The following is a 23,062-nucleotide window of genomic DNA, read 5'->3' on the forward strand; positions in this document are numbered from 1 at the left end:
ATTTAGTGAATAATATCAAATGTATACCCATTTTCTTTTAAAAAGTGTAAGGTTTTAGGCAAGGCAAATTTTAAATTTGGCGAGGCTTTTATGCTGTCGTGAAATACAATTACGCTTCCTGATTTTACATTTTTAGTTACGTTTTCAAGGCATTTCTCAGGAGTGATACTCTGGTCAAAATCGGCGCTTAAAACGTCCCACATGATAATTTTATACCCTAATTTTCGAAGGATTTTAGACTGTGCCTTTTTGATTTTTCCATAAGGCGGACGAAAGATAAGGTTGCATGTTTTCTCTTCTTCCAAAACAGCGGCACAATTTTGTACGTTTTTAATATAATCATCAGTGTGGCTTTTCCAGCCATTAACGTGATTCATGGTATGGTTACCAATAGAATGTCCTTCTTTGATTAGTTTTTCAAACAAAGAAAGGTTGGCTTTTATGTTTTTTCCAATACAGAAGAAAGTGGCTTTTGCATCAAATTTTTTCAATTCAGACAGGACCCAGTCTGTAATCTCGGGAGTTGGGCCATCATCAAAGGTGAGGTATATTTTCTTTTCGTTGTTTGGAATGTCCCAACAATATTTAGAAAACACCTTCTTGATGAATGAATTTGTTTTTACCCAATAAAAGCTCATTTTGTTTTGGTTTACAGATATGTAAAATTAAAAAATGCAGCGCTACTAATCAAGCGGCGCTGCATTTTTTTAATTGCTATGTTTTTCGTATCTTATTATTCTTTTTCTCTTCCAAAACGTTCGAAAACATTTACATAAGTATTAAACGTTACTTTGTGTTTTTCGTAAAAAGTAAGATCGTTATTTTCTTTCATCACTTGTAATAGGCTTCTGTAGCGTTCGATGTCGGTAATGATGTCAATCGCTAAGTCAGTTTGATCACCAGGAGTCAGAGTGGCATAATAGTTTAGTTCCTCTTTGTATTTCTGAACCAGTTGGTTTAGTAAATTATGCGCTTTGGCAGTTTCTCCAACTTTGTAGTATCCTCCTGCAAAAGGTTCTACCAATGAGTAGTAGCCAAATTTATCTACTGGCATTTTTGTCATTGCCAGTTCGATCACTTTTTTAGCTTTATCTGTTTTGCCTTCAGCAATTAACTGATCCATTAAACGGGATAAATTAGTACGGTAGGTAATGCTGTTTCTTCTGGTTTCAGGATCGTGATAAATATTACCATTGCTATTACCCCAGTCCCATTTCATTACAATATCGTACGATTTGTCAGCGTCCATTTGTCCCATATCCATAGGTCCTCCGTCTTTTGAAGGTACATTTTTAATAGGAACTAATTTGTAAACCATTCCGTCCAATTGCAGATAGTTTTTCAGCCATAAGTAATCTTCGTCGTCAAAAGCTCCTCCGCTAAAATAAATTGGTCTTTTCCAGTTATTGTTGGCCAGAATGTCCAGCATCATTAAGCGATTTTTGTATAAAGCACTTCCTTTGATGTCGATATCCATATAAGGAACAATAGAGTCGTTGTATTTCGGATTAACTACTTTGTTTTTGATAATCACATTTTTGTCAATAGGAACTCTGATTTTGTTCGTAGGATAGAAATGGATCGTTTGTCCGTTTTGTAAGCCTACAGTTGATTTAGGATTTTTAATAAAATCAATAAAATCTTTAATGTTCCAGCGTGTCTCAATTTTAGGGATGTGAGCTACATAATCCAGTTTGTCCCCCACATATTCATCATGGGTAAAGGATATTGGTAACGGATCAGATTCGTAAGCTTTTGCTTTCATTTGATCAATGTACCAGTCGGTCATAAATAAGCTGGTGTTTACGATTTTAACATCGGTTCTGATGCCTTCAATCTCCTGAGCATACCAAAGCGGGAAGGTGTCATTGTCTCCAATAGTAAATAAAATAGCATCTTTATCGCACGAATTTAGATATGCTTTTGCCATTGCCACTGCAGTATATCTTCCGGATCTGTCATGATCGTCCCAGTTTTGAGAAGCCATTAAAACCGGTGCAGCCAATAAACTTGCGGCAATAATAACCGGACCTGCAATTTTAGGGGCAATATATTTTTGAATGCTTTCGTAAAGTGAATAAACACCAAAACCAATCCAGATGGCAAATACATAAAATGATCCTACCAGGGCATAATCTCTTTCGCGAGGCTCAAAAGGTCTTTCGTTTAAGTATATTTTTAAAGCAATTCCGGTAAATAAGAATAAGGCCAATAGTACATAAAAGCTTTTTAAGTCCTTATTAGCATGATACATTAAACCGATAAGGCCAAGAATAAATGGCAGGAAATAATAAACATTTCTTCCTTTATTATTGATAACATCAGAAGGTAAATTATCTTGTGAACCAAGGTGTAAGGAATCAAGTGCTTTGATTCCGCTAATCCAGTTTCCGTCAATATTATCGTATTTTCCCTGAACATCACTCTGGCGTCCAACGAAGTTCCACATCAAATATCTCCAGTACATATATCCGAATTGGTATTCAAACATGAAACTGAAATTGTCTACAGCAGATGGTTTTTCGATAATCAGGTAATCGCCATAGCTTTTTAGGAATTTCACATAACCTTCGTTATCAATTTGTTTTTGAGCATAAGCTTTTCTGAATTCTGAAATTGTTTTTTCAACTTCATTTCGCAATTGAGCTGTAGCTTTGTTGTATTCTTCTTCAGTTAACTGACTGGCGTCAATTCCGTATTTTCCTAAATCCTGCTCGTAGTCATAATTAGGGTTTATTCTGAAGTTAGGCGGAGTTGTAAAGTTGATATAGTTCTGAATGTGCCCCATTTCGGTACTCCACATTCTTGGAAGAATCGTTTTTTGGTTATCGTCAGAGTTTTGCTGAGCGTTTTTGAAATTATTGGTAATGATGTATTTACCTGTTTTGTAATCTCTTTCGTAGTTAGGAGCTTTGTCTGAATAAGGATTTTTTGCATCAAGACCTGCGAAATACTCCGTGTACTGAGGTCCATAAAAAAGAGGATTTACTCCATATTGTTCACGATTGTAGTACGCCAGTACTTCCGCGGCATCCGAAGGTTTGTTTTCGTTGATTACGGTGTTGGCATTGGCACGTACAGGCAGCATGATCCAGGTAGAGAATCCAATAAATATAAAAAGAACACAAAGAATAATAGTGTTGTAAAAAATCAATCCTTTTTGTTTGGTATATTTTAATCCAAAATAGAAGAAGGCAATTAGAAGCAGCGTTACGAAAATCGTTCCCGAGTTAAATGGTAATCCAAAACTATTTACCATAAAAACTTCAGTATCAGCGAAGGCTTCCATTGTTAAAGGTAAAAGCAATTTGAAGATGAAGAGAAGAACACCAATTACAACAACATTGGCAATAAGAAAATTTTTGATGGTAACTTTTTCGTAATGTTTAAAGTAGTACAGAAAACCAATAGAAGGAATGGTTAACAAAGCCATAAAGTGAACTCCAAACGATAGTCCGATAACAAGAGAAATGATCAATAACCATTTGTTTCCTTTTGGTTTGTCCATGTCCTGTTCCCAGCGTAAACCAAGCCAGAAAAGCAAGGCGATTAAAAGAGAGGCCATGGCGTAAACTTCCGCTTCAACGGCATTAAACCAAAAACTGTCTGAGAAAGTATAGGCAAGGGCTCCAACAAAAGAACTTCCTAAAATAACAATTGAATTGTTTTGGTCGATTTCGGCAAAACGTGCTACAATTTTTTTCAAAATCATAGAAGAAGACCAAAACATAAATAGAATAGTAAAGGCACTTGAAAAAACCGACATCATATTAACCATTACCGCTACATGTTGTGCATCTGTCGCAAACATCGCGAAAAAAGCCCCCATCATTTGAAATAAAGGAGCTCCGGGAGGGTGTCCTACTTCCAGTTTAGCGGCTGTAGCTATATATTCTCCACAGTCCCAAAAACTCATTGTAGGTTCAACAGTTAAGGTATAAGTAATTAAAGCGATTGCAAATGCAAACCAACCAATAATAGTATTCCATTTATTGAAATTGAATTGTGCCATATTTAGGTGTTAAAATTTCGTATTTTTTATATCCTACAAAGAAAATGTTTTTTTGCGGAAAGAAACGAGCATTAACAAAAAAATCTGTAAAAGTATTTGGTTGTATTAAGGTGTTGTCTGTGAAATACTTGTGGATTTACTAGTGATTTTGAAGAGAAAAAAACAGTAAAAAATGATTTTTTTTGCTCAAAAAGTTTGCACAAACTAAATAAAGCTCTAAATTTGCACTCGCTTAACAGCACTGCTGGTCTATGGTGTAATGGTAACACAACTGTTTTTGGTGCAGTCTTTCTAGGTTCGAGTCCTAGTAGACCAACATAAGAAGCCTCTCAATCGAGAGGCTTTTTTTATGCGCTGATGTTTCGGTTAGCATAAGATTTTGTTGGGGTTTTAAGATTTTGTTGGATTGACCGGGTAGGGGGTGGTTAAGTGTATTTAGGCTTTAAGGTAAAAAATATAGTACTTACTGAGTGTTATTTGTAGGTTTTTGTGTATATTTGATGGTAGAATAAGTTTTTTGTTATAGCTAATTAATAATTCTAAAAAATTAAAATTATGAAAACTATTAAAGAAATGAATTTTACAGAGTTAGATTCTACTCAAATGAAACAGGTAAAAGGCGGAGGCCTTTTGAGTGATGCTTTAGCCTTGCTGAATGAGGGTAAGACAATATGGGAGGTAGCACGAATTCTAGGTGTAACTGTTCAGCAATTACTTGCTGTACTTGTCTAGTTTTGTGAAAAAAAAGAAACGTTGTTGAATTTTTAAGTTCAAAAATGTTTGAAAATAAAAAGAGAAAGTTTTGCGTTGTGAAACTTTCTCTTTTTTTTGATTTTTTTTGATTTTTGGTCTTTATGAATGGGTGTTGTTCAAATGGGGTATCTGCTGAGAAAAAAAAATACTGGGGTGTGTGAAAAAAAATCAAAAAATTTGTGCTTCGTTTTTTTTGGAGTTAATAACTGGTTTTGTGAGGTTTGTGTGGTGTTTTAGGGTTGGGAAAACGGTTTGAGGGTAGGGAGGCTGGGGGGTTACGATTTATTAATTCTGAAATATTGATATTTTTGTTGAGAAAAAGTTTGTGTAAACTAAAAAAAGTTTTAAATTTGCACTCGCTTAACAGCACTGCTGGTCTATGGTGTAATGGTAACACAACTGTTTTTGGTGCAGTCTTTCTAGGTTCGAGTCCTAGTAGACCAACGTAAAAAGCCTCTCAATCGAGAGGCTTTTTTTATGCGTTTATTTTTTTTAAATTTTAAAAGTAAGTACCGGTCTGATGGCATGATTTACAAGTCCTTCGCTGATACTGCCGTTGAAAAAATGAGCAAAGCCAGTTCTTCCGTGTGTGCACATTCCTATAATGTCGGCATTGATGCTGTTGGAGAAGTTGAGGATTCCTTTTTCGATATTGGTGTCGTTGTAGATGTGGGTAGAGTAATGGGTCAGGTTAAATTCGGTTACAAAAGAGTCTATTGTTTTCTGTAATTCGTGAGTTGGTTTAAAGCTGTTGGGGGTGCAGATGGTGACCAGGTGTATTTTTGAGTCAAAAACCGGGGTTAATTTTAGGAATTTTTTGAAAGGTTTTTTGGCTTCTTCCGAGAAGTCTGAGGCGAAAACAATAGTGGAAGCATTGAAATTTACAGTGTCTTTTTTGATCACTAAAACCGGGATTTCTGAATTTCGAACTACTTTTTCGGTATTGGATCCTATTAATAGTTCTTCTACGCCGGATGATCCGTGTGATCCCATTACGATTAAATCAATTTCATATTCTTTGCTTACCTGAGTGATGCCGTGTATGGGTTTGTCTATTTTTACAATTTCCGTAATTGAAATTCCGTCCAGATAAGGTCTTGATGAAACCTGATCCAGCATTTCGTTGGCTTTTTTCATGAAAAGCATTGTTTCGGGGATGCTTGCGCCTCCTAAAACAGCATCGTTCATTTGGCTGGGTAATTCGAGCATGTGTAAAATGATTATCTCAGAATTGTTTTTCTTTGCAATTTGAGAGGCGACTTTTAAAGCGTTCTCTGCGTGTTCGGAGAAATCAGTAGGTACTAGGATTCTTTTCATGGTGTTTTGGGGCTTGAATAGTTAAAAAATCGATCGTTTTGATGCTATTATAAAGATAAGAAATATTTTTAGGTTAATCTATTTATTTTGATTTATAAAAAAAACACTATATTTGCACCGTTATTTATTAAAATCTAAATAATGAGGGGACTAAGTGTCCCCTCTTTTTATAAAATTATGACATTTAAAGAAAAAGTAAACGGATTAATTACAGAAGCTCTTCTGGAGAAGCCATCGATCTTTTTGATTGATCTGGCTGTGTCAGACTCTTTTAAGATTAGTGTTGGTTTAGATGGTGATAATGGAGTGGCGCTGCAGGATTGTATTGACATAAGTCGTGCAATCGAGAATAATCTGGATCGTGAAGAGCAGGATTTTTCGCTTGAAGTAGCATCTGTTGGAGTAGGGTCACCTTTGAAAATGACAAGACAATACATTAAAAATATTGGTAGAACGTTGATTGTTACTACAAATACTGAAAAAATTGAGGCAGAATTGGTGGAAGCTAACGATGTTTTTATAATTTTGTCTTGGAAAGCAAGAGAACCGAAAAAAGTAGGAAAAGGAAAAGAAACAGTTCAAAAAGAGCAACAAATACCTTATACAGAAATTAAAGAGGCAATTGTTACAGTAACATTTTAATTAAAGAATTCGCATGGAAAATTTAGCATTAATCGATTCATTCTCAGAGTTTAAAGATAATAAACTTATTGATCGTGTAACGCTTATGGCAATTTTAGAGGACGTGTTTAGAAATGCATTAAAGAAAAAATACGGTTCTGATGATAACTTTGACATCATTATAAATCCTGATAAAGGAGATATGGAGATCTGGAGAAGAAGAGTAATTGTTGCTGATGAAGATCTGGATTTTGAAAACGAAGAGATTACTTTGACGGAAGCAAGAATGATTGAAGCTGATTTTGAAATCGGTGAAGAGGTTTCTGAAGAGGTAAAATTGATTGATTTAGGAAGAAGAGCTATTTTGGCTTTGCGTCAAAACTTAATATCTAAAATTCACGAACACGATAATACAAATCTTTACAAACAATTTAAAGATATTATCGGTGATATTTATACTGCCGAAGTGCACCATGTACGTCCAAGAGTTGTAATTTTGGTCGATGATGAAGGAAATGAAATTGTACTTCCAAAAGAAAAACAAATTCCGTCTGACTTTTTCCGTAAAGGAGATAATGTACGCGGAATTATTGAAAGCGTTGAATTAAAAGGAAACAAACCTCAGATCATTATGTCCAGAACTTCTGAGAAGTTTTTGGAGAAATTGTTTGAACAGGAAATTCCTGAGGTGTTCGACGGTTTGATTACTGTTAAAAATGTAGTGCGTATTCCTGGAGAAAAAGCAAAAGTAGCGGTAGATTCTTATGATGACAGAATTGATCCTGTTGGAGCTTGTGTAGGGATGAAAGGATCTCGTATTCACGGAATCGTTCGTGAGTTAGGAAACGAGAATATCGATGTAATTAATTATACAAACAATATTCAATTGTTTATTACAAGAGCTTTAAGCCCCGCAAAAGTTTCGTCTATTAAAATCGACGAAGAAAACAAAAGAGCTGAAGTTTTCTTGAAATTAGAAGAAGTTTCTAAAGCAATTGGTAGAGGGGGTCACAATATTAAATTAGCAGGTCAGTTAACAGGTTACGAGTTAGATGTTATTCGTGAAGGAGATGTTGCTGGAGCAACGGCGGATGAGGATGATGTTGAATTAACAGAATTCTCAGATGAAATCGAAGGCTGGGTAATTGAAGAATTTGCTAAAATTGGTTTGGATACAGCAAAAAGTATTCTGAAGCAAGAAGTAGAAGATTTAGTAAGAAGAACAGATTTAGAAGAGGAAACTATTCTTGATGTTATGAAAATACTAAAAGAAGAGTTTGACAGTTAGTTGTCGGCTCTAACAACACAACGAAAAAGGTAATAATAAAAAGGTTATATGTCTGAAGAGAGAGTAATAAGAATAAACAAGGTTTTAAGGGAATTAAATATTTCGTTAGAAAGAGCTGTTGATTATCTAAAAGATAAGGGTATTGCTATTGATGCAAATCCAAATGCGAAAATTTCTGATAGCGAATTTAATATCCTACAAAGCCAATTTGCGGGCGATAAGGGGAATAAGGAAGCTTCTAAAGAGGTAGGAGAAGAGAAAAGAAAAGAGAAAGAAGCATTACGTGTTGAACGTGAGAAAGAAATTGAAGACAAACGCAGACAAGACGAAGAGCGCCAAAAACAACAAGAAGTTATAAAAGCGAGAGCTGTTGTAACAGGACCTGTTCAAGTAGGTAAAATTGATTTAAACCCGAAGAAGCCTGCAATTGTTTCTACTCCTGTTGAGGAACCAGTGAAAGCTGAAGAACCAAAAGTAGTTGTTACTCCAACTCAGCCAGAAAAACCTGTTCAGAAAGAAATTGTACAGCCAGAGCCGGTAGTTGCTCCTGTAGTTTCTGAAGAGAAAAAGGTAGAAAAACCTATTATTACAGAGAAGAAAGAAGTAAAAGTGGAGTCTCCAAAAGTAGCGCAGGAACCGATTGTTTCGACTGATCCTACAACTGCTGAAGAGATAATTACGACGCAATATCAAAAATTATCAGGAACTACTCTTACCGGGCAGACAATTGACTTATCTCAGTTTAATAAGCCTAAGAAAAAGAAAGAAGATCCAAAGATAACTCCTAATAAACCGGGAGCTCCGGGAGCCGGAAATAACGCTAATAAAAACAAGCGTAAAAGAATCGCTCCTAAACCGGGAACTCCGGGTGCGCCAAAACCTGCAACAGGTAATGCGCCGGGAACTCCAAATCCTAATAAAATTACACCAAATACTGGTGGTGGAGGTTTTAATGCGAACAGAAGTGCAAGACCTGGTTTTGTAAAAGGAAACCGTCCTGCAATTGTTGCAAAAGTAGAGCCTACTGAAGAGGAAGTAAAAAACCAAATTAGAGAGACTCTTGAAAAACTTCAGGGTAAAGGTGGGAAATCTAAAGCTGCTAAATACAGAAGAGATAAAAGAGAAACACACCGTCAGAAATCAGATGACGAGCAAAGAGCGCTTGACGAAGGAAGTAAAACAATTAAAGTTACGGAGTTTGTTACAGTAGGTGAAATTGCAATCATGATGGATGTGCCAATTACAAAAGTAATTGGAACGTGTATGTCGCTTGGTATCATGGTTACCATGAACCAGCGTTTAGATGCTGAAACTTTAACAATTGTAGCGGATGAGTTTGGTTACGAAGTAGAGTTTATCACAGTTGATATCGAAGAAGCTATCGAGGTAGTGGAAGATAAAGAAGAAGACTTAGTGGTTAGAGCACCGATTGTTACGGTAATGGGTCACGTGGATCACGGTAAAACCTCTTTATTGGATTATATCCGTAAGGAAAATGTTATTGCCGGAGAGTCTGGAGGTATTACACAGCACATTGGAGCCTATGGTGTGACTTTAGATAATGGTCAGAAAATAGCATTCTTAGATACTCCGGGTCACGAGGCGTTTACCGCGATGCGTGCACGTGGAGCTCAAGTTACCGATATTGCTATTATTGTAGTTGCGGCGGATGATGATATCATGCCACAAACCAAAGAAGCGATTTCTCACGCACAAGCTGCGGGAGTGCCAATTATATTTGCAATCAATAAAATTGATAAACCAAATGCGAATGTTGAGAAAATCAAAGAGCGTTTGGCTAGCATGAATTTACTTGTTGAAGACTGGGGTGGAAAAATTCAATCTCATGATATTTCTGCAAAAGTAGGAACAGGGGTAAAAGAGTTATTGGAAAAAGTATTATTAGAGGCTGAGATTTTGGATTTAAAATCAAACCCTAATAAAGCAGCGCAGGGAACTGTTGTTGAGGCGTTCTTAGATAAAGGAAAAGGATATGTTTCTACAATCTTAGTTCAACACGGAACTTTAAAAGTTGGAGATTATATGTTGGCTGGTAAACATCATGGTAAAATTAAAGCTATGCATGATGAACGCGGACATATTGTTAAAGAAGCTGGACCTTCGACTCCGGTATCTGTTTTAGGTCTTGACGGAGCTGCAACTGCAGGTGATAAGTTTAATGTTTTTGAAGACGAAAAAGAAGCGAAACAAATTGCCTCTAAACGTTCTCAATTAATGCGTGAACAGTCTGTACGTACACAACGTCATATTACACTTGATGAGATTGGACGTCGTATTGCTCTTGGTCAGTTTAAAGAATTGAACGTAATCCTTAAAGGAGACGTGGATGGATCTGTTGAAGCGTTATCAGATTCGTTCTCTAAATTGTCTACAGAAGAAATTCAAATTAATATCATTCATAAAGGTGTTGGAGCAATTACTGAAACTGACGTTATGTTGGCTTCTGCATCTGATGCGATTATTATCGGATTTAACGTTCGTCCTGCTGGAAATGCAAGACAGCTTGCTGATAAAGAAGAAATTGATATCCGTTACTATTCTATTATCTACGCTGCAATCGATGACTTGAAAGATGCAATGGAAGGAATGTTAGCTCCTGAGATGAAAGAAGAAATTTTAGGAACTGCTGAAATTCGTGAGATTTTCAAAATTTCTAAAGTGGGTTCAATCGCTGGTTGTATGGTGATGGACGGTAAGATTATGAGGTCTTCTAAAATTAGAGTAATCAGAGATGGAGTAGTGGTGCATACGGGAGAGCTTGTGGCATTGAAACGTTTCAAAGACGATGTTAAAGAAGTTTCTAAAGGATACGATTGTGGTATTCAGATCAAAGGTTACAATGATATCGAAGAAAGAGATGTTATTGAGGCTTACCATGAAGTGGCAATCAAAAAGAAATTGAAATAATAGTCAATATTTATATCAAAAGTCCCAACGAGAGTTGGGACTTTTTTTGTGGGAATATTTAAACGAAGATTGTGGTGTTTAAAAAAATGAGGTAAGATTAATATTTTCGTTTATTTCAATTTTAATGCTATTTTTGATTAAAAAATATTTAATTATGAGAAAATTTATATATGCAATCGTTCTTTCTGTGAGTTTTTCTTCAGTGTCTTTTTCGCAGGAAGCAGTTGAAAAGAGTGCTCCTCCGGCAGGAAATGCTGTAGTGGGAGATCATTACGGTGCCGATGTTTCGAAAATTTCAGAAAGCAAAGCGATCACGGTTGAGAAGTTAAAAAGTGAATTAGAAAAGACTAGTAAAGCTGAAAATATTTCGGTAAAAGGAGTAGTGACGGATGTATGTCCAAAAAAGGGATGCTGGGTTACTGTTAAAACAGAAGACGGTTCTCCTTTTTTTGTAAAAATGAAAGATTATGCTTTTTTTGTGCCAACAGCATTAAAAGGTAAAAGTGTGGTGCTGGAAGGTACTGCTGAGAAAAAAATAACGTCTGTAGAAGAGTTGAAGCATTATGCTAAAGATGCTAAAAAATCAAGAGCTGAAATTGATGCAATCACCAAGCCGAAAGAAGAAATACGGTTTATGGCGGATGGAATTAAAGTGGTCAATTAAAAAGTCTTTTCGATTTACAATTCGTATTTAAAATTTAAAGTCTCAGCTAAAGTTGGGACTTTTTTATTGGAGTAATTCTCAAACGGAAATTACAGATCAGGATGAAGTGGTTCGGCAGGAAATTTTAGAGATTAGGTGTTATTTTGTTTTTATTGATAAAATGAAGTAGTATGCTGGAATATTTAGGAGGGTTCTGTTTGGTGGAATTGATTTCTTTGTAGGATTATTTTTTGTTTTAGTGATGTTGAATATAGCTGTATTGATTGTATATTTTGTGTGGGACCGAAACTATTTCATATGATGACTGGTTTTTTGGGTAAAAGATTCAAGTCTGGGAGGGTTATGCACAAGTTTACAAATGTGGAAGGGATGAGAATGGTAATGCCGGATTTGCTGTACGGTTGTCTTTCTGATGAAGAATTACTAAATGGTTTACTGCTGTTGATTCCACCTCGCGAACCGGCTTCTGATATTTTTATGTTTGATTTGGAGTATGCTAGAAGAGTGTCGGAATCTAAAGATCAGGTTCGTTTTTTACAGGCAGTTAGTGATGCTAGTTTGTCTTTTCTGCATGCGGTTCGATCGTTTGAGACTACTTTGGAAATTGAGATCAATGAGGCATTTACGCTTAAGTTGTATACGCTTATGCGTCGGGTGATGACAGGTGCAGGATTGTCAGTGTATACGGCGAAGAATTTTTACAATCATGAACGACCATTTGTGTTTAATAAGAAAAAAAACTGTGCTCCCGAGTAGGAGGAAGTACTGCGTAAAGTTGGCTCTTTTCCGTCTGGACATGCTGCTGTAGGTTGGGCATGGGCTTTGGTGTTTAGTGAAATCTTGCCGGATAGAGAAGAAGTGATTTTTAAGAGAGTACATGATTTTGGTAAAAGCCGGGTGATTTGCAATGCGCGCTGGTATAGTGATGTCGTGAAGGGCAGGGAAATGGGGGGGGGTACTGTTGTGAGTTGTCTTCGCGTCAATTTTGCTTCCAATGCCAGTTTAATGCAGGCTAAGGAGGAGGTATTTTTGCTCTTGAAATCAATTAGTAAAAAGAGCTTGAGTCGACTTGTTTTAGGACGGGACGATCAAAAAAAAGGCAACTTCGATTGTGAAGTTGCCTTTTTTTTGTGTTGTTTTAGGGATTACTTCCCGGGTTTTAATAGAAATACGCTTTTATGTCTCTTTTTAATCTCTGCCAGATTTCTCTCGGCTTCTATTCTGGTCTTAAAATTTCCCACAATCACTTTGTAGTTTGGGGTATTGAAGATTATAGTTCCATCGATGTTGCTGTATTCTCTTTTGAAATCCGATAACGTTTTCTTTGCCTCTTCGCTTTTACCACTGAAGATTTGAATTTTATAGGTATCGTTTGTACTTATTGATGTGTTAATTTTGCGTTTGTCATTCAATAATTGCTCAAATTTTGGATCTTGATTTAGTGTTAAATTTTGATCCTGAGCCTGAATGTTATAAGCTAAAGTAATCATTGTTAGCGTGAAGAAAACTCGTTTAGAAGGGGTTAAAATTCTCATAATGTGGTGGTTTTTGAGCAAAAATACTATTTAAAATTTGTATGCGAAAATTTGATATTATTTAGAATTGATATAAATTGATATTTAAGACTATTTTAAGGTTTTGAGAATAACACATAAGTCGTATTTTTGTGCAAGTTTTAAAAGAAGGTATTAGTTTTTTGTTGATTTACTACAGAAAAAATCATACCAAAAATTAGTAGATAATTATTATACTATATGAAAAAGGTGGGTAACCATAATTCGATCTCAAGAAAATTGCTGCTTAGCTTATCGCTAACGCTGATTTTCTCCCTAACTTCATTTGCTCAAGATCCAGCTGCTCCTGCAGCGCCTGAAGCTGCTGCTGCTCCGGCTGCAACTGCTGGTGGCGATCCGGTAAAAGGGAAAGAACTTTTTAATGCAAATTGCGCTGCATGTCACAAATTAGATGCCAAATCAACAGGTCCTGCTTTAAGAGGAGTTGCTGGAAAGCATGATATTGCTTGGATCTACAAATGGGTTCACAACAGTTCTGACATGATTAAGTCAGGTGATCCTGTAGCAGTAAAACTTTTTGAAGAAAACAACAAGTCAGTAATGACTTCTTTTCCTCAATTATCGACAGGAGATATTGATAATATTATCGCGTATACTTCTGAAGTAAAAGCTGAGCCGGCTGTTGCTGCTGGTGGGGCTGCAACTCCTCCCGGAACTAATGTTGACGGTGGTGGAATTTCAAACAATATTATTTTAGGTGCACTTGCACTTGTAATGGCTATCCTGGTTGTGATGTTGTTCATGGTGAACAAAGTATTGACTAAAGTAGCTAGTAATAACGGAATTGTAGTTGCTCCTAAAGAAGCTACGACTCCTATCTGGAAAGCATTCGCCAGAAACCAGTTCTTGGTATTAGTTACTGCAATATTCTTGCTATTGGCAAGTGGATATTTTGTATACGGATACTTAATGCAAGTTGGTGTGGATCAGAATTATGAGCCAATTCAGCCAATTCACTATTCTCATAAAATTCACGCTGGTGATAACGAAATCAATTGTAAATATTGTCACTCTGCTGCTCGTGTAAGTAAGACTGCTGGTATTCCATCTTTAAATGTTTGTATGAACTGTCATAAAAACATCTCTGAAGTTGCTGAAACTACTGCTACTCCTGAGTACAGCAAAGCATTTTACGACGCTCAGATCCAAAAATTATATGATGCAGTTGGTTGGGATAAGGCAAAACAAGCTTATACCGGAAAAACGCAGCCTGTAAAATGGGTTCGTATTCACAACTTACCTGATTTTGTTTACTTCAACCACTCTCAACACGTTACTGTTGGAGGTATCGAATGTCAAACTTGTCACGGTCCTGTGGAAGAATTTGAAATCATGAAGCAATACTCAAAATTAACAATGGGATGGTGTGTTGATTGCCATAGAAAAACTGATGTTAAGATGGAAGGAAATGCATACTATGATAAAATTCATGCTGAACTTTCTAAAAAATACGGTGTAGAGAAATTAACTGCAGCGCAAATGGGAGGTTTAGAATGCGGTAAATGCCACTATTAATCGAATTATTAAGATTTTAATATTTATATACAATGTCATCAAACAAAAAATACTGGAAAAGTGTTGAAGAACTAGAAAATAGTTCTATTGTTGAGGCGCTTAGAAATAACGAGTTTGTTGAAGAGATTCCTACAGATGAATTCTTAGGGAATGCAGATGCTTTAGCTTCATCTGGAACTTCACGTCGTGACTTTTTAAAGTACGTAGGATTTAGTACTGCGGCAGTTACACTTGCTGCATGTGAAGGTCCTGTGCACAAGTCTATCCCTTATGTTTTACAACCAGAGCAAATCATTCCTGGTGTTGCAGATTATTATGCAACTACTGTATTTGATGGTTTTGATTTTGCTAATCTTTTGGTAAAAACTCGTGAGGGTCGTCCAATTAAAATTGAAAACAATGCAATCGCTGGTGCTAAATTTGCAGCCAATGCAAGAATTCACGCATCTATCTTAGGATTGTATGATAGCGCTCGTTTAAAAGAGCCAAAAGTAGATGGTAAACAAACTACTTGGTCAGCTGTTGATTTAAAAATTAAATCAAGTTTAGCTGAAGCAAAAGCTAAAAACCAACAGGTTGTATTATTAACAAATACACTTGCAAGTCCATCTACTGAAAAATTAATCGCTGAATTTATTGCTAAAAATCCAAATGCTAAGCATGTTGTTTATGATGCAGTTTCTTCATCTGAGGCTTTAGATGCTTTCCAGGCTGTTTACGGTCAAAGAGCTTTAGTTGATTATGATTTTTCAAAATCTAATTTAATTGTATCTGTTGGTGCTGATTTCTTAGGAGACTGGCAAGGTGGTGGGTACGATAGTGGATATGCAAAAGGACGTATTCCTCAAAACGGAACAATGTCTCGTCATTTCCAATTCGAATCAAATATGACATTATCCGGAGCCGCTGCTGATAAGCGTGTTCCAATGACTACTGCTGTTCAAAAACAGGCTTTAGTTCAAATATATAACATTATTGCAGGTGCTTCTGTTCCTGTTACTTTAGATGCTGCTTATAAAGCTGAAGTAGTGAAAGCTGCTCAGCAATTAAAAGCTGCCGGATCTAAAGGGGTTCTGGTATCCGGAATTGAAGATAAAAATGCTCAGTTATTAGTTTTGGCTATCAATCAAATATTGGCGAGTGAAGCTTATACTACCGCAGGAGCAAGACAAATTAGAAAAGGATCGAATGCTGTTGTTTCTCAATTAATTAAAGATCTGAATGCTGGAAGTGTTCATACTTTAATTATGAGTGGAGTTAATCCTGTTTACACTTTAGCTGATTCAGCTGCTTTTGTTTCAGGATTGAAAAAAGTTAAAACATCTGTTGCTTTTTCATTAAAAGAAGATGAAACTGCTTCAATTGTTACTGTTGCTGCTCCGGCTCCTCATTATTTAGAGTCTTGGGGAGATTTAGAAATAACAAGCGGAACTTATAGCTTAACGCAACCAACGATTCGCCCTATTTTTAATACCAAACAATTTCAGGATGTTTTATTGTCATTAAATGGTGCCGGTGGTGCTTTTTATGATTATTTAAAAGTTAATTCTTCAGCATTTACTGCAGGATCTTCTTGGAACAAGGTATTACATGATGGTGTTGCAGTAGTTGGATCTTCTGCATTGTCTGGAGGTGCTGTTGATGCTGCTACCGCTGCAAATGCACTTGCAAAATCTAAAGCTGCCGGTGATTTCGAATTGGTATTATATACTAAAACCGGTTTAGGAGATGGACAACATGCTAATAACCCTTGGTTACAAGAGTTCCCGGATCCAATTACAAGAGTTTCATGGGATAATTACGTTACCGTTTCAAATGCTGATGCTAAAAAATTAGGATTATCAAATGAAATCGTTGCTAACGGTGGTTTGAACGGAAGTTATGCTACTATTACTACTGCTGACGGTGCTAAATTAGAAAATGTACCGGTAATTGTTCAGCCAGGACAAGCTGTTGGTACAGTTGGTTTAGCAGTTGGTTACGGTCGTAAGGCAGCGTTAAAAGAAGAAATGCAGGTAGGTTTAAATGCTTACGCTTTATATAAAAATTTCAATAGTGTTCAGTCTGTTTCTATTGCGAAAGCAAATGGAGAGCATGAGTTTGCTTGTGTTCAGGGACAAAAAACATTAATGGGTAGAGGAGATATCATTAAAGAAACTACCCTTGATGTATTTAACAAAGAAAATGCTGAACATTGGAATCCACAGCCAATGGTATCTTTAGATCACCAAGAGGTTAAAGCTACAACAGTAGATTTATGGGAATCATTTGATCGTTCTACAGGACATCACTTTAACCTTTCTATCGACTTAAATGCTTGTACAGGATGTGGAGCTTGTGTTATTGCTTGTCACGCTGAAAACAACGTTCCTGTTGTTGGTAAAGCAGAGGTAAGAAGAAGCCGTGATATGCACTGGTTACGTATCGACAGATACTATTCTTCTGAAAGCACTTTTGAAGGTGATAACGAAAGAAAAGAGGGAATTGCAGGTTTATCAAGTTCATTATCTACATTTAATGAAATGGAAAAACCAGGAGACAATCCGCAGGTTGCGTTCCAACCAGTAATGTGTCAGCACTGTAACCACGCTCCTTGTGAAACAGTTTGTCCGGTTGCAGCAACATCTCACGGTCGTCAAGGTCAAAACCACATGGCATACAACAGATGTGTTGGTACTCGTTACTGTGCAAACAACTGTCCATACAAAGTACGTCGTTTCAACTGGTTCTTGTACAACAAAAACAGTGAATTCGATTATCACATGAATGATGATTTAGGTCGTATGGTATTAAACCCAGACGTAAACGTTCGTTCTCGTGGAGTTATGGAAAAATGTTCATTCTGTATTCAAAGTACACAAGCTGTTATTCTTCAGGCAAAACGTGAAGGAAGAGTTGTGGCGAAAGATGAATTCAACAATGCTTGCGCGTGTTCTGCAGCTTGTTCTTCTGGAGCTATGGTGTTTGGAGATGTAAATGATAAAGAAAGCGAAGTTGCTAAGTTAGCAGAAAGCGAAAGAATGTATCATTTATTAGAGCATGTTGGTACAAAACCGAACGTTTTCTATCATGTAAAAGTTAGAAATACTTAGTAAAATTATTAATTAGAAACAATATAAAGGATTATGTCGTCTCACTACGAAGCACCCATTAGAAAACCTTTAGTTATAGGTGATAAATCTTATCACGATGTAACAGTAGATGTAGCTGCACCTGTTGAGGGGCCTGCAAACAAACAATGGTGGATTGTATTTTCAATCGCATTAATAGCCTTCCTTTGGGGATTAGGTTGTATAATTTACACTGTATCTACAGGTATCGGAACATGGGGATTAAATAAAACAGTTGGTTGGGCTTGGGATATCACGAACTTCGTTTGGTGGGTTGGTATTGGTCACGCCGGAACATTAATTTCTGCGGTATTATTACTTTTCCGTCAGCGTTGGAGAATGGCTATTAACCGTTCTGCTGAAGCGATGACTATCTTCTCAGTAGTTCAGGCAGGTTTATTTCCAATTATTCACATGGGTCGTCCATGGTTGGCTTACTGGGTTTTACCTATTCCAAATCAATTTGGATCTTTATGGGTAAACTTTAACTCGCCATTACTTTGGGACGTATTTGCAATTTCAACGTATCTTTCGGTATCATTAGTTTTCTGGTGGACTGGTTTATTGCCTGACTTTGCGATGCTACGTGATAGAGCAATAACACCTTTCAATAAAAGAGTATATTCTATCCTAAGTTTTGGATGGAGCGGTAGAGCAAAAGACTGGCAGCGTTTTGAAGAAGTATCTTTAGTACTTGCAGGTTTAGCTACTCCACTTGTACTTTCTGTACACACGATTGTATCGATGGACTTTGCTACTTCTGTAATCCCAGGATGGCATACCACGATTTTCCCTCCTTACTTCGTTGCAGGAGCGGTATTCTCAGGATTTGCAATGGTAAATACCTTGTTGATCGTTATGAGAAAAGTTTCTAACCTTGAAGCTTACATTACACTACAACATATCGAATTGATGAACATTATTATCATGATCACTGGTTCTATCGTAGGTGTTGCTTACATCACTGAGTTATTCGTAGCTTGGTATTCAGGTGTAGAGTATGAGCAATATGCATTCTTAAACAGAGCTACCGGACCTTACTGGTGGGCATATTGGTCGATGATGACTTGTAACGTTTTCTCTCCACAGTTCATGTGGTTCAAAAAACTAAGAACAAGTATCATGTTCTCATTCATTATTTCGATTGTAGTAAACATCGGAATGTGGTTTGAAAGATTCGTAATTATTGTTACTTCTTTACATAGAGATTACCTTCCATCTTCTTGGACAATGTTCTCACCAACATTCGTTGATATTGGAATTTTCATCGGAACAATTGGTTTCTTCTTCGTATTGTTTTTATTATACTCCAGAACATTCCCTGTAATTGCTCAGGCGGAGGTGAAAACAATTTTGAAAGGAACAGGAGATAATTATATTAGAGAAAGAGCAGCAAATAAAGATTCACACCATGAGTAATAAAGTAATATACGCCATTTATAATGACGATGATATTTTGATGGATGCAGTAAAGAAAACCAGAGCTGCTCATCATCATATTGAAGAGGTTTTTACTCCATTCCCAGTTCACGGATTGGATAAAGCTATGGGCTTAGCACCAACAAGATTAGCAATTTGTGCATTTTTATACGGATGTGTTGGTATTTCTGTTGCAACATTCATGATGAGTTATATCATGATTCATGACTGGCCTCAGGATATTGGTGGAAAACCAAGTTTTAGTTTCATTCAGAATATGCCTTCTTTTGTGCCAATTATGTTTGAGATGACTGTATTTTTTGCTGCCCACTTAATGGTGATCACTTTTTACATGAGAAGTAGATTGTGGCCATTCAAACAAGCTGAAAATCCTGATGTAAGAACAACAGACGACCATTTCTTAATGGAAGTTGCTGTAAATGATAACGAAGCAGAATTGGTTTCTTTTTTCGAAGGAACAGGAGCTGTTGAAGTTAAAGTAATTGAAAAGAATTAATTGTAGCTATGAAAAGGATATATAAAATAACACTTTTAGTTGGTATAACTATTTTAGTTTCATCTTGCCACAATAATTCGGCACCAAACTATCAGTATTTCCCAAATATGTATGAATCTGTTGCTTACGAGCCATATACAGAAGCAAAAATATTTAAAGGAGGAAAAGAAGGACAGCTTCCTGTAGAAGGAACTATCAATAGAGGTTTTGAACCTTATGAGTATGAGAATTCAACGGCTGGTTATGAATTAGCGAAAGCAAATTTAAAATCACCTTTGACTGAAGCTGAAAAAAGTTCTGAAAAAGGAAAAGAACTTTTCGAAATTTACTGTATCAGCTGCCATGGTGCAACTGGAAACGGTAAAGGTAAATTGGTTGAAAGAGAAAAATTTCTTGGAGTACCTAGCTATAAAGACAGAGTTATCACTGAAGGAAGTATCTTTCACGTTGAGACTTATGGTTTAAATGCAATGGGTTCACATGCAAATCAATTAAGTGCCCACGAACGTTGGTTAGTTGCTGACTATGTTCTAAAACTAAAAAGCCAATTATAATTGTTGAACAAACTGATCGTAATAGATATGTATACATTTTCAAGTAAATTAAAAACTTTTTCTATCGTCCTAATGGTTCTTGGCCTATTAGGGATTGGGTATGGTTTTTTAAATGCACCTAAAGATATTCAAGAAGTTGAAAAAATACTAGCTGCAGATGCTCATGGTTCTCATGGAGCTGCACATGGTGAAGCTGCTGAAGCTTCTCATGAAACTGCAGGTCATGAAGCTACTGAAGCTTCACATGAAGGTGCTGCACATGCAGAAGCTCCGGCAGCTTCTCATGAAAAAGCAGAAGCTTCACATGATTCACTTAAAGGTGCAGCGCACGAAGAAACTCCAGCAGTTTCTCATGAAGCTGCAAAAGTTTCACATGACTCACACGAAGGTGGTGAGCATGCGAAAGTTGATGCCGCAGGTGAACATGAAAAACATTTAGAACACGTATTACACCAATTGCAAAACAAGCCTTGGTCAGCATTATATGTTGCCTCTATTTTCTTCTTGTTGCTTTCTATGGGAGTATTAGCTTTTTATGCTATTCAACAAGTGGCTCAAGCAGGATGGTCTCCGGTTTTATTCAGAGTAATGCAGGGAATCACAGCTTACTTACCAGCTGGTTCTGTAATATTCTTTATTATTCTGGTACTTTGCGGATTGCATTTTAATCACATATTTGTATGGTTAGGAGAAGGAGTTACAGATCCAAAACATGCAAACTACGATGCAATCATTGCTGGAAAATCAGGTTATTTAAACTTTCCTTTCTGGATCGTTAGAGCAGCAATCTTTTTATTAGGATGGAACATTTACCGTCACTATTCCAGAAAGAACTGTTTAGCTCAGGACGAAGCTAATGATGATCTTTACTACAAAAAGAACTTCAAAATCTCTGCGGGATTCTTAGTATTCTTTATTGTTTCTGAGTCTATCATGGCGTGGGATTGGATTATGTCATTTGACCCACACTGGTTCAGTACTTTATTTGCATGGTATGTTTTTGCTTCTTTCTTTGTAAGCGGTATTACTACAATAGCATTGGTTACTATTTACTTAAAATCTAAAGGATATTTAGAATATGTAAATACAAGTCACATTCACGATTTAGCTAAATTTATGTTTGGTATCAGTGTATTCTGGACATACTTATGGTTCTCACAATTCATGTTGATCTGGTACGCAAACATTCCGGAAGAGGTTACTTATTTTGTAACTAGAATTCAATTATACAACTTGCCATTTTTTGGAGCTGTAGTTATGAACTTTTTGTTCCCATTATTAATATTGATCAATACAGACTTCAAACGTCTTAACTGGGTTATTGTAATGGCTGGTGTAGTGATCTTGTTAGGACACTATGTTGATTTCTTTAATATGATTATGCCTGCTACAGTTGGAGATAAATGGTTTATTGGAGTTTCTGAAATTGCATCTATTCTTTTCTTCTTAGGTTTATTTATTTTTGTTGTATTTACTGCATTAACTAAAGCTCCTTTGTTAGCAAAAAGAAATCCTTTCATTGAAGAAAGTAAACATTTTCATTATTAATATTTAAAGAAGTAAACAGATGACAAGTTTGTTGGTAATTATAGTTTTAGTTTTATTAGCAGTTGCATTGTGGCAATTGACCAAGATATTCGATCTTACGCAAGTGGGATCCGCTTCTTCGGACGATTCGCAAGTGGCATCCGATAATGATAATAATGTTCAGGGGTATATCATGTTTGGCTTCTTAGCTTTCATTTATATCTTTACGATTTACGGTTTATTGAAATGGGGTAATTTAGCACTTCATACACCGGCTTCAGAGCACGGGCTTTTAGTAGATAACTTAATGAACATTACATGGGTATTAATATTCACAGTTCAGGTTATTACACAAGGATTATTATACTGGTTCTCTTTTAAAAACAGAGGACATAAAGATAAAAAAGCTTTATTCTTTGCTGATAGTAATAAATTAGAAGCAATTTGGAGTATCATTCCATCTGTAGTTTTAGCTTGTTTAATCCTTTACGGATTGTACGCTTGGAACAACATTATGTTTGTTGATAAAGACGAGGATGTAATTGAAATTGAATTATACGCTCAACAATTTAAATGGACAGCAAGATATGCTGGTCAGGACAATGTTTTAGGAAAAGCAAACGTTCGTTTAATTGAAGGTGTAAATACTTTAGGAGTAGACATGTCTGATCCTAATGCTCAGGATGATATCGTAGTTAGTGAATTGCATATTCCAAAAGGTAAAAAAGTACATTTCAAAATGCGTTCTCAAGACGTATTACACTCTGCTTACATGCCACACTTTAGAGCACAGATGAACTGTGTTCCTGGAATGGTGACTGAATTTGCTTTTATTCCAACTTACACAACTTCTGAATACAGAGAGTTACCGTTTATGGTGGAGAAAGTTGCACACATCAACAAACTTAGAGCTGAAAAAAGCGTTGAGTTAGTAGCTAAAGGTGGAACAGCTTTAGATCCTTATACATTTGACTATTTATTATTATGTAATAAAATTTGTGGAGCTTCTCACTACAACATGCAAATGAAAGTAGTTGTTGACACTCCGGAAGATTATAAAAAATGGTTAAGCGAAAAAACTACATTAGCTCAGGATATTAAAGCTGCCGCTGCTGCAGATGCTGAAAAAAAGGCTGGTGAAGAAGCAAAAGCGAGCACAGATAGCACTGCTAAAGATACTGTGAAAGCAGTTATCGATACGGTTAAGGCAGTTGTAGCTAAAGTGGCTATGAGATAATATTTATTAAGAAAATTTAAAGTACA

The 23,062-nt window shown here is 36.3% G+C and carries 18 protein-coding genes and 2 tRNA genes; 16 read left to right on the forward strand and 4 right to left on the reverse strand.

Annotated features, from left to right (window positions below; translation table 11 throughout):
- Positions 1-2: 2 nt before the first annotated feature.
- Complete coding sequence (locus OLM58_RS10350) at positions 3-638, reverse strand: polysaccharide deacetylase family protein (protein WP_017498140.1); 636 nt, start codon at positions 636-638, stop codon at positions 3-5.
- 95 nt (positions 639-733) lie between these two features.
- Positions 734-4,012 carry a DUF2723 domain-containing protein gene (locus tag OLM58_RS10355; RefSeq protein ID WP_264532220.1) on the reverse strand — a complete coding sequence of 1,093 codons (3,279 nt, stop codon included), beginning with the start codon at positions 4,010-4,012 and terminating at the stop codon, positions 734-736.
- Positions 4,013-4,257: 245 nt separating this feature from the next.
- Here OLM58_RS10355 and OLM58_RS10360 point away from each other — a divergent pair.
- From OLM58_RS10360 to OLM58_RS10370, 3 genes are all read left to right on the forward strand, one after another.
- Positions 4,258-4,328 (forward strand) — tRNA-Gln (locus OLM58_RS10360).
- 239 nt (positions 4,329-4,567) lie between these two features.
- Complete coding sequence (locus OLM58_RS10365; RefSeq protein ID WP_017498143.1) at positions 4,568-4,744, forward strand: hypothetical protein; 177 nt, start codon at positions 4,568-4,570, stop codon at positions 4,742-4,744.
- Between the two features lie 394 nt (positions 4,745-5,138).
- Positions 5,139-5,209, forward strand: a tRNA-Gln gene (locus OLM58_RS10370).
- 48 nt (positions 5,210-5,257) lie between these two features.
- Here OLM58_RS10370 and OLM58_RS10375 read toward each other — a convergent pair.
- Positions 5,258-6,082 carry a universal stress protein gene (locus OLM58_RS10375; RefSeq protein WP_264532221.1) on the reverse strand — a complete coding sequence of 275 codons (825 nt, stop codon included), beginning with the start codon at positions 6,080-6,082 and terminating at the stop codon, positions 5,258-5,260.
- A gap of 177 nt (positions 6,083-6,259) precedes the next feature.
- On the opposite strand from OLM58_RS10375, the gene rimP reads away from it, so the two are divergent.
- From rimP to OLM58_RS22130, 6 genes are all read left to right on the forward strand, one after another.
- On the forward strand, positions 6,260-6,724 hold the full coding sequence (gene rimP, locus OLM58_RS10380; RefSeq protein WP_017498146.1) for a ribosome assembly cofactor RimP: 465 nt from the start codon (positions 6,260-6,262) through the stop codon (positions 6,722-6,724).
- A gap of 13 nt (positions 6,725-6,737) precedes the next feature.
- Positions 6,738-7,991, forward strand: a complete 1,254-nt coding sequence (gene nusA, locus OLM58_RS10385) for a transcription termination factor NusA (RefSeq protein WP_017498147.1) — start codon at positions 6,738-6,740, stop codon at positions 7,989-7,991.
- Positions 7,992-8,039: 48 nt separating this feature from the next.
- Complete coding sequence (gene infB / locus OLM58_RS10390) at positions 8,040-10,919, forward strand: translation initiation factor IF-2 (RefSeq protein ID WP_264532222.1); 2,880 nt, start codon at positions 8,040-8,042, stop codon at positions 10,917-10,919.
- 154 nt (positions 10,920-11,073) lie between these two features.
- Positions 11,074-11,583, forward strand: a complete 510-nt coding sequence (locus OLM58_RS10395) for a DUF4920 domain-containing protein (RefSeq protein ID WP_264532223.1) — start codon at positions 11,074-11,076, stop codon at positions 11,581-11,583.
- A gap of 342 nt (positions 11,584-11,925) precedes the next feature.
- Entirely contained in the window at positions 11,926-12,339 is a 414-nt protein-coding gene (locus OLM58_RS10400) for a hypothetical protein (protein WP_264532224.1), read from the forward strand.
- 9 nt (positions 12,340-12,348) lie between these two features.
- Positions 12,349-12,837 carry a phosphatase PAP2 family protein gene (locus OLM58_RS22130; RefSeq protein WP_413614496.1) on the forward strand — a complete coding sequence of 163 codons (489 nt, stop codon included), beginning with the start codon at positions 12,349-12,351 and terminating at the stop codon, positions 12,835-12,837.
- Here the strand turns inward: OLM58_RS22130 and OLM58_RS10405 are convergent.
- The gene (locus tag OLM58_RS10405; protein ID WP_264532225.1) at positions 12,729-13,118 is read right to left on the reverse strand and encodes an SPOR domain-containing protein; all 390 of its coding nucleotides are present in this window, start codon (positions 13,116-13,118) and stop codon (positions 12,729-12,731) included. The genes OLM58_RS22130 and OLM58_RS10405 overlap by 109 nt on opposite strands.
- Positions 13,119-13,337: 219 nt before the next feature.
- Between OLM58_RS10405 and OLM58_RS10410 the strand changes: the two genes are divergently transcribed.
- The 7 genes from OLM58_RS10410 to OLM58_RS10440 are packed head-to-tail and all read left to right on the forward strand — an operon-like array spanning position 13,338 to position 23,036.
- A complete protein-coding gene (locus OLM58_RS10410) occupies positions 13,338-14,672 on the forward strand; it encodes a c-type cytochrome (RefSeq protein ID WP_264532226.1) in 1,335 nt (444 codons plus the stop codon).
- A gap of 32 nt (positions 14,673-14,704) precedes the next feature.
- Positions 14,705-17,764 (forward strand): TAT-variant-translocated molybdopterin oxidoreductase, encoded by a 3,060-nt coding sequence (locus OLM58_RS10415; RefSeq protein ID WP_264532227.1) that lies wholly within the window; start codon positions 14,705-14,707, stop codon positions 17,762-17,764.
- A 33-nt stretch (positions 17,765-17,797) separates the two neighbouring features.
- Positions 17,798-19,201 (forward strand): NrfD/PsrC family molybdoenzyme membrane anchor subunit, encoded by a 1,404-nt coding sequence (gene nrfD / locus OLM58_RS10420; RefSeq protein WP_017498154.1) that lies wholly within the window; start codon positions 17,798-17,800, stop codon positions 19,199-19,201.
- Positions 19,194-19,718: a DUF3341 domain-containing protein gene (locus OLM58_RS10425; protein WP_017498155.1), complete on the forward strand. Its 525-nt coding sequence runs from the start codon at positions 19,194-19,196 to the stop codon at positions 19,716-19,718. The genes nrfD and OLM58_RS10425 overlap by 8 nt, the downstream gene beginning before the upstream one ends.
- An 8-nt stretch (positions 19,719-19,726) precedes the next feature.
- Positions 19,727-20,272 (forward strand): c-type cytochrome, encoded by a 546-nt coding sequence (locus OLM58_RS10430; RefSeq protein ID WP_026110155.1) that lies wholly within the window; start codon positions 19,727-19,729, stop codon positions 20,270-20,272.
- 27 nt (positions 20,273-20,299) lie between these two features.
- On the forward strand, positions 20,300-21,820 hold the full coding sequence (locus tag OLM58_RS10435; protein ID WP_264532228.1) for a quinol:cytochrome C oxidoreductase: 1,521 nt from the start codon (positions 20,300-20,302) through the stop codon (positions 21,818-21,820).
- Between the two features lie 19 nt (positions 21,821-21,839).
- Positions 21,840-23,036, forward strand: coding sequence for a cytochrome c oxidase subunit II (locus OLM58_RS10440; protein ID WP_017498158.1), 1,197 nt, complete (start codon positions 21,840-21,842; stop codon positions 23,034-23,036).
- Positions 23,037-23,062 lie beyond the last annotated feature (26 nt).

The organism is Flavobacterium sp. N502540 (assembly GCF_025947365.1).
Taxonomy (GTDB): Bacteria; Bacteroidota; Bacteroidia; order Flavobacteriales; family Flavobacteriaceae; genus Flavobacterium.

What these genes read in the sequence shown, in the direction of transcription:
- OLM58_RS10350 (WP_017498140.1), bottom strand. Translation starts at nt 638, where the DNA reads ATGAGCTTTTATTGGGTAAAAACAAATTCATTCATCAAGAAGGTGTTT.
- OLM58_RS10355 (WP_264532220.1), bottom strand. Translation starts at nt 4,012, where the DNA reads ATGGCACAATTCAATTTCAATAAATGGAATACTATTATTGGTTGGTTT.
- OLM58_RS10365 (WP_017498143.1), top strand. Translation starts at nt 4,568, where the DNA reads ATGAAAACTATTAAAGAAATGAATTTTACAGAGTTAGATTCTACTCAA.
- OLM58_RS10375 (WP_264532221.1), bottom strand. Translation starts at nt 6,082, where the DNA reads ATGAAAAGAATCCTAGTACCTACTGATTTCTCCGAACACGCAGAGAAC.
- rimP (WP_017498146.1), top strand. Translation starts at nt 6,260, where the DNA reads ATGACATTTAAAGAAAAAGTAAACGGATTAATTACAGAAGCTCTTCTG.
- nusA (WP_017498147.1), top strand. Translation starts at nt 6,738, where the DNA reads ATGGAAAATTTAGCATTAATCGATTCATTCTCAGAGTTTAAAGATAAT.
- infB (WP_264532222.1), top strand. Translation starts at nt 8,040, where the DNA reads ATGTCTGAAGAGAGAGTAATAAGAATAAACAAGGTTTTAAGGGAATTA.
- OLM58_RS10395 (WP_264532223.1), top strand. Translation starts at nt 11,074, where the DNA reads ATGAGAAAATTTATATATGCAATCGTTCTTTCTGTGAGTTTTTCTTCA.
- OLM58_RS10400 (WP_264532224.1), top strand. Translation starts at nt 11,926, where the DNA reads ATGCACAAGTTTACAAATGTGGAAGGGATGAGAATGGTAATGCCGGAT.
- OLM58_RS10405 (WP_264532225.1), bottom strand. Translation starts at nt 13,118, where the DNA reads ATGAGAATTTTAACCCCTTCTAAACGAGTTTTCTTCACGCTAACAATG.
- OLM58_RS10410 (WP_264532226.1), top strand. Translation starts at nt 13,338, where the DNA reads ATGAAAAAGGTGGGTAACCATAATTCGATCTCAAGAAAATTGCTGCTT.
- OLM58_RS10415 (WP_264532227.1), top strand. Translation starts at nt 14,705, where the DNA reads ATGTCATCAAACAAAAAATACTGGAAAAGTGTTGAAGAACTAGAAAAT.
- nrfD (WP_017498154.1), top strand. Translation starts at nt 17,798, where the DNA reads ATGTCGTCTCACTACGAAGCACCCATTAGAAAACCTTTAGTTATAGGT.
- OLM58_RS10425 (WP_017498155.1), top strand. Translation starts at nt 19,194, where the DNA reads ATGAGTAATAAAGTAATATACGCCATTTATAATGACGATGATATTTTG.
- OLM58_RS10430 (WP_026110155.1), top strand. Translation starts at nt 19,727, where the DNA reads ATGAAAAGGATATATAAAATAACACTTTTAGTTGGTATAACTATTTTA.
- OLM58_RS10435 (WP_264532228.1), top strand. Translation starts at nt 20,300, where the DNA reads ATGTATACATTTTCAAGTAAATTAAAAACTTTTTCTATCGTCCTAATG.
- OLM58_RS10440 (WP_017498158.1), top strand. Translation starts at nt 21,840, where the DNA reads ATGACAAGTTTGTTGGTAATTATAGTTTTAGTTTTATTAGCAGTTGCA.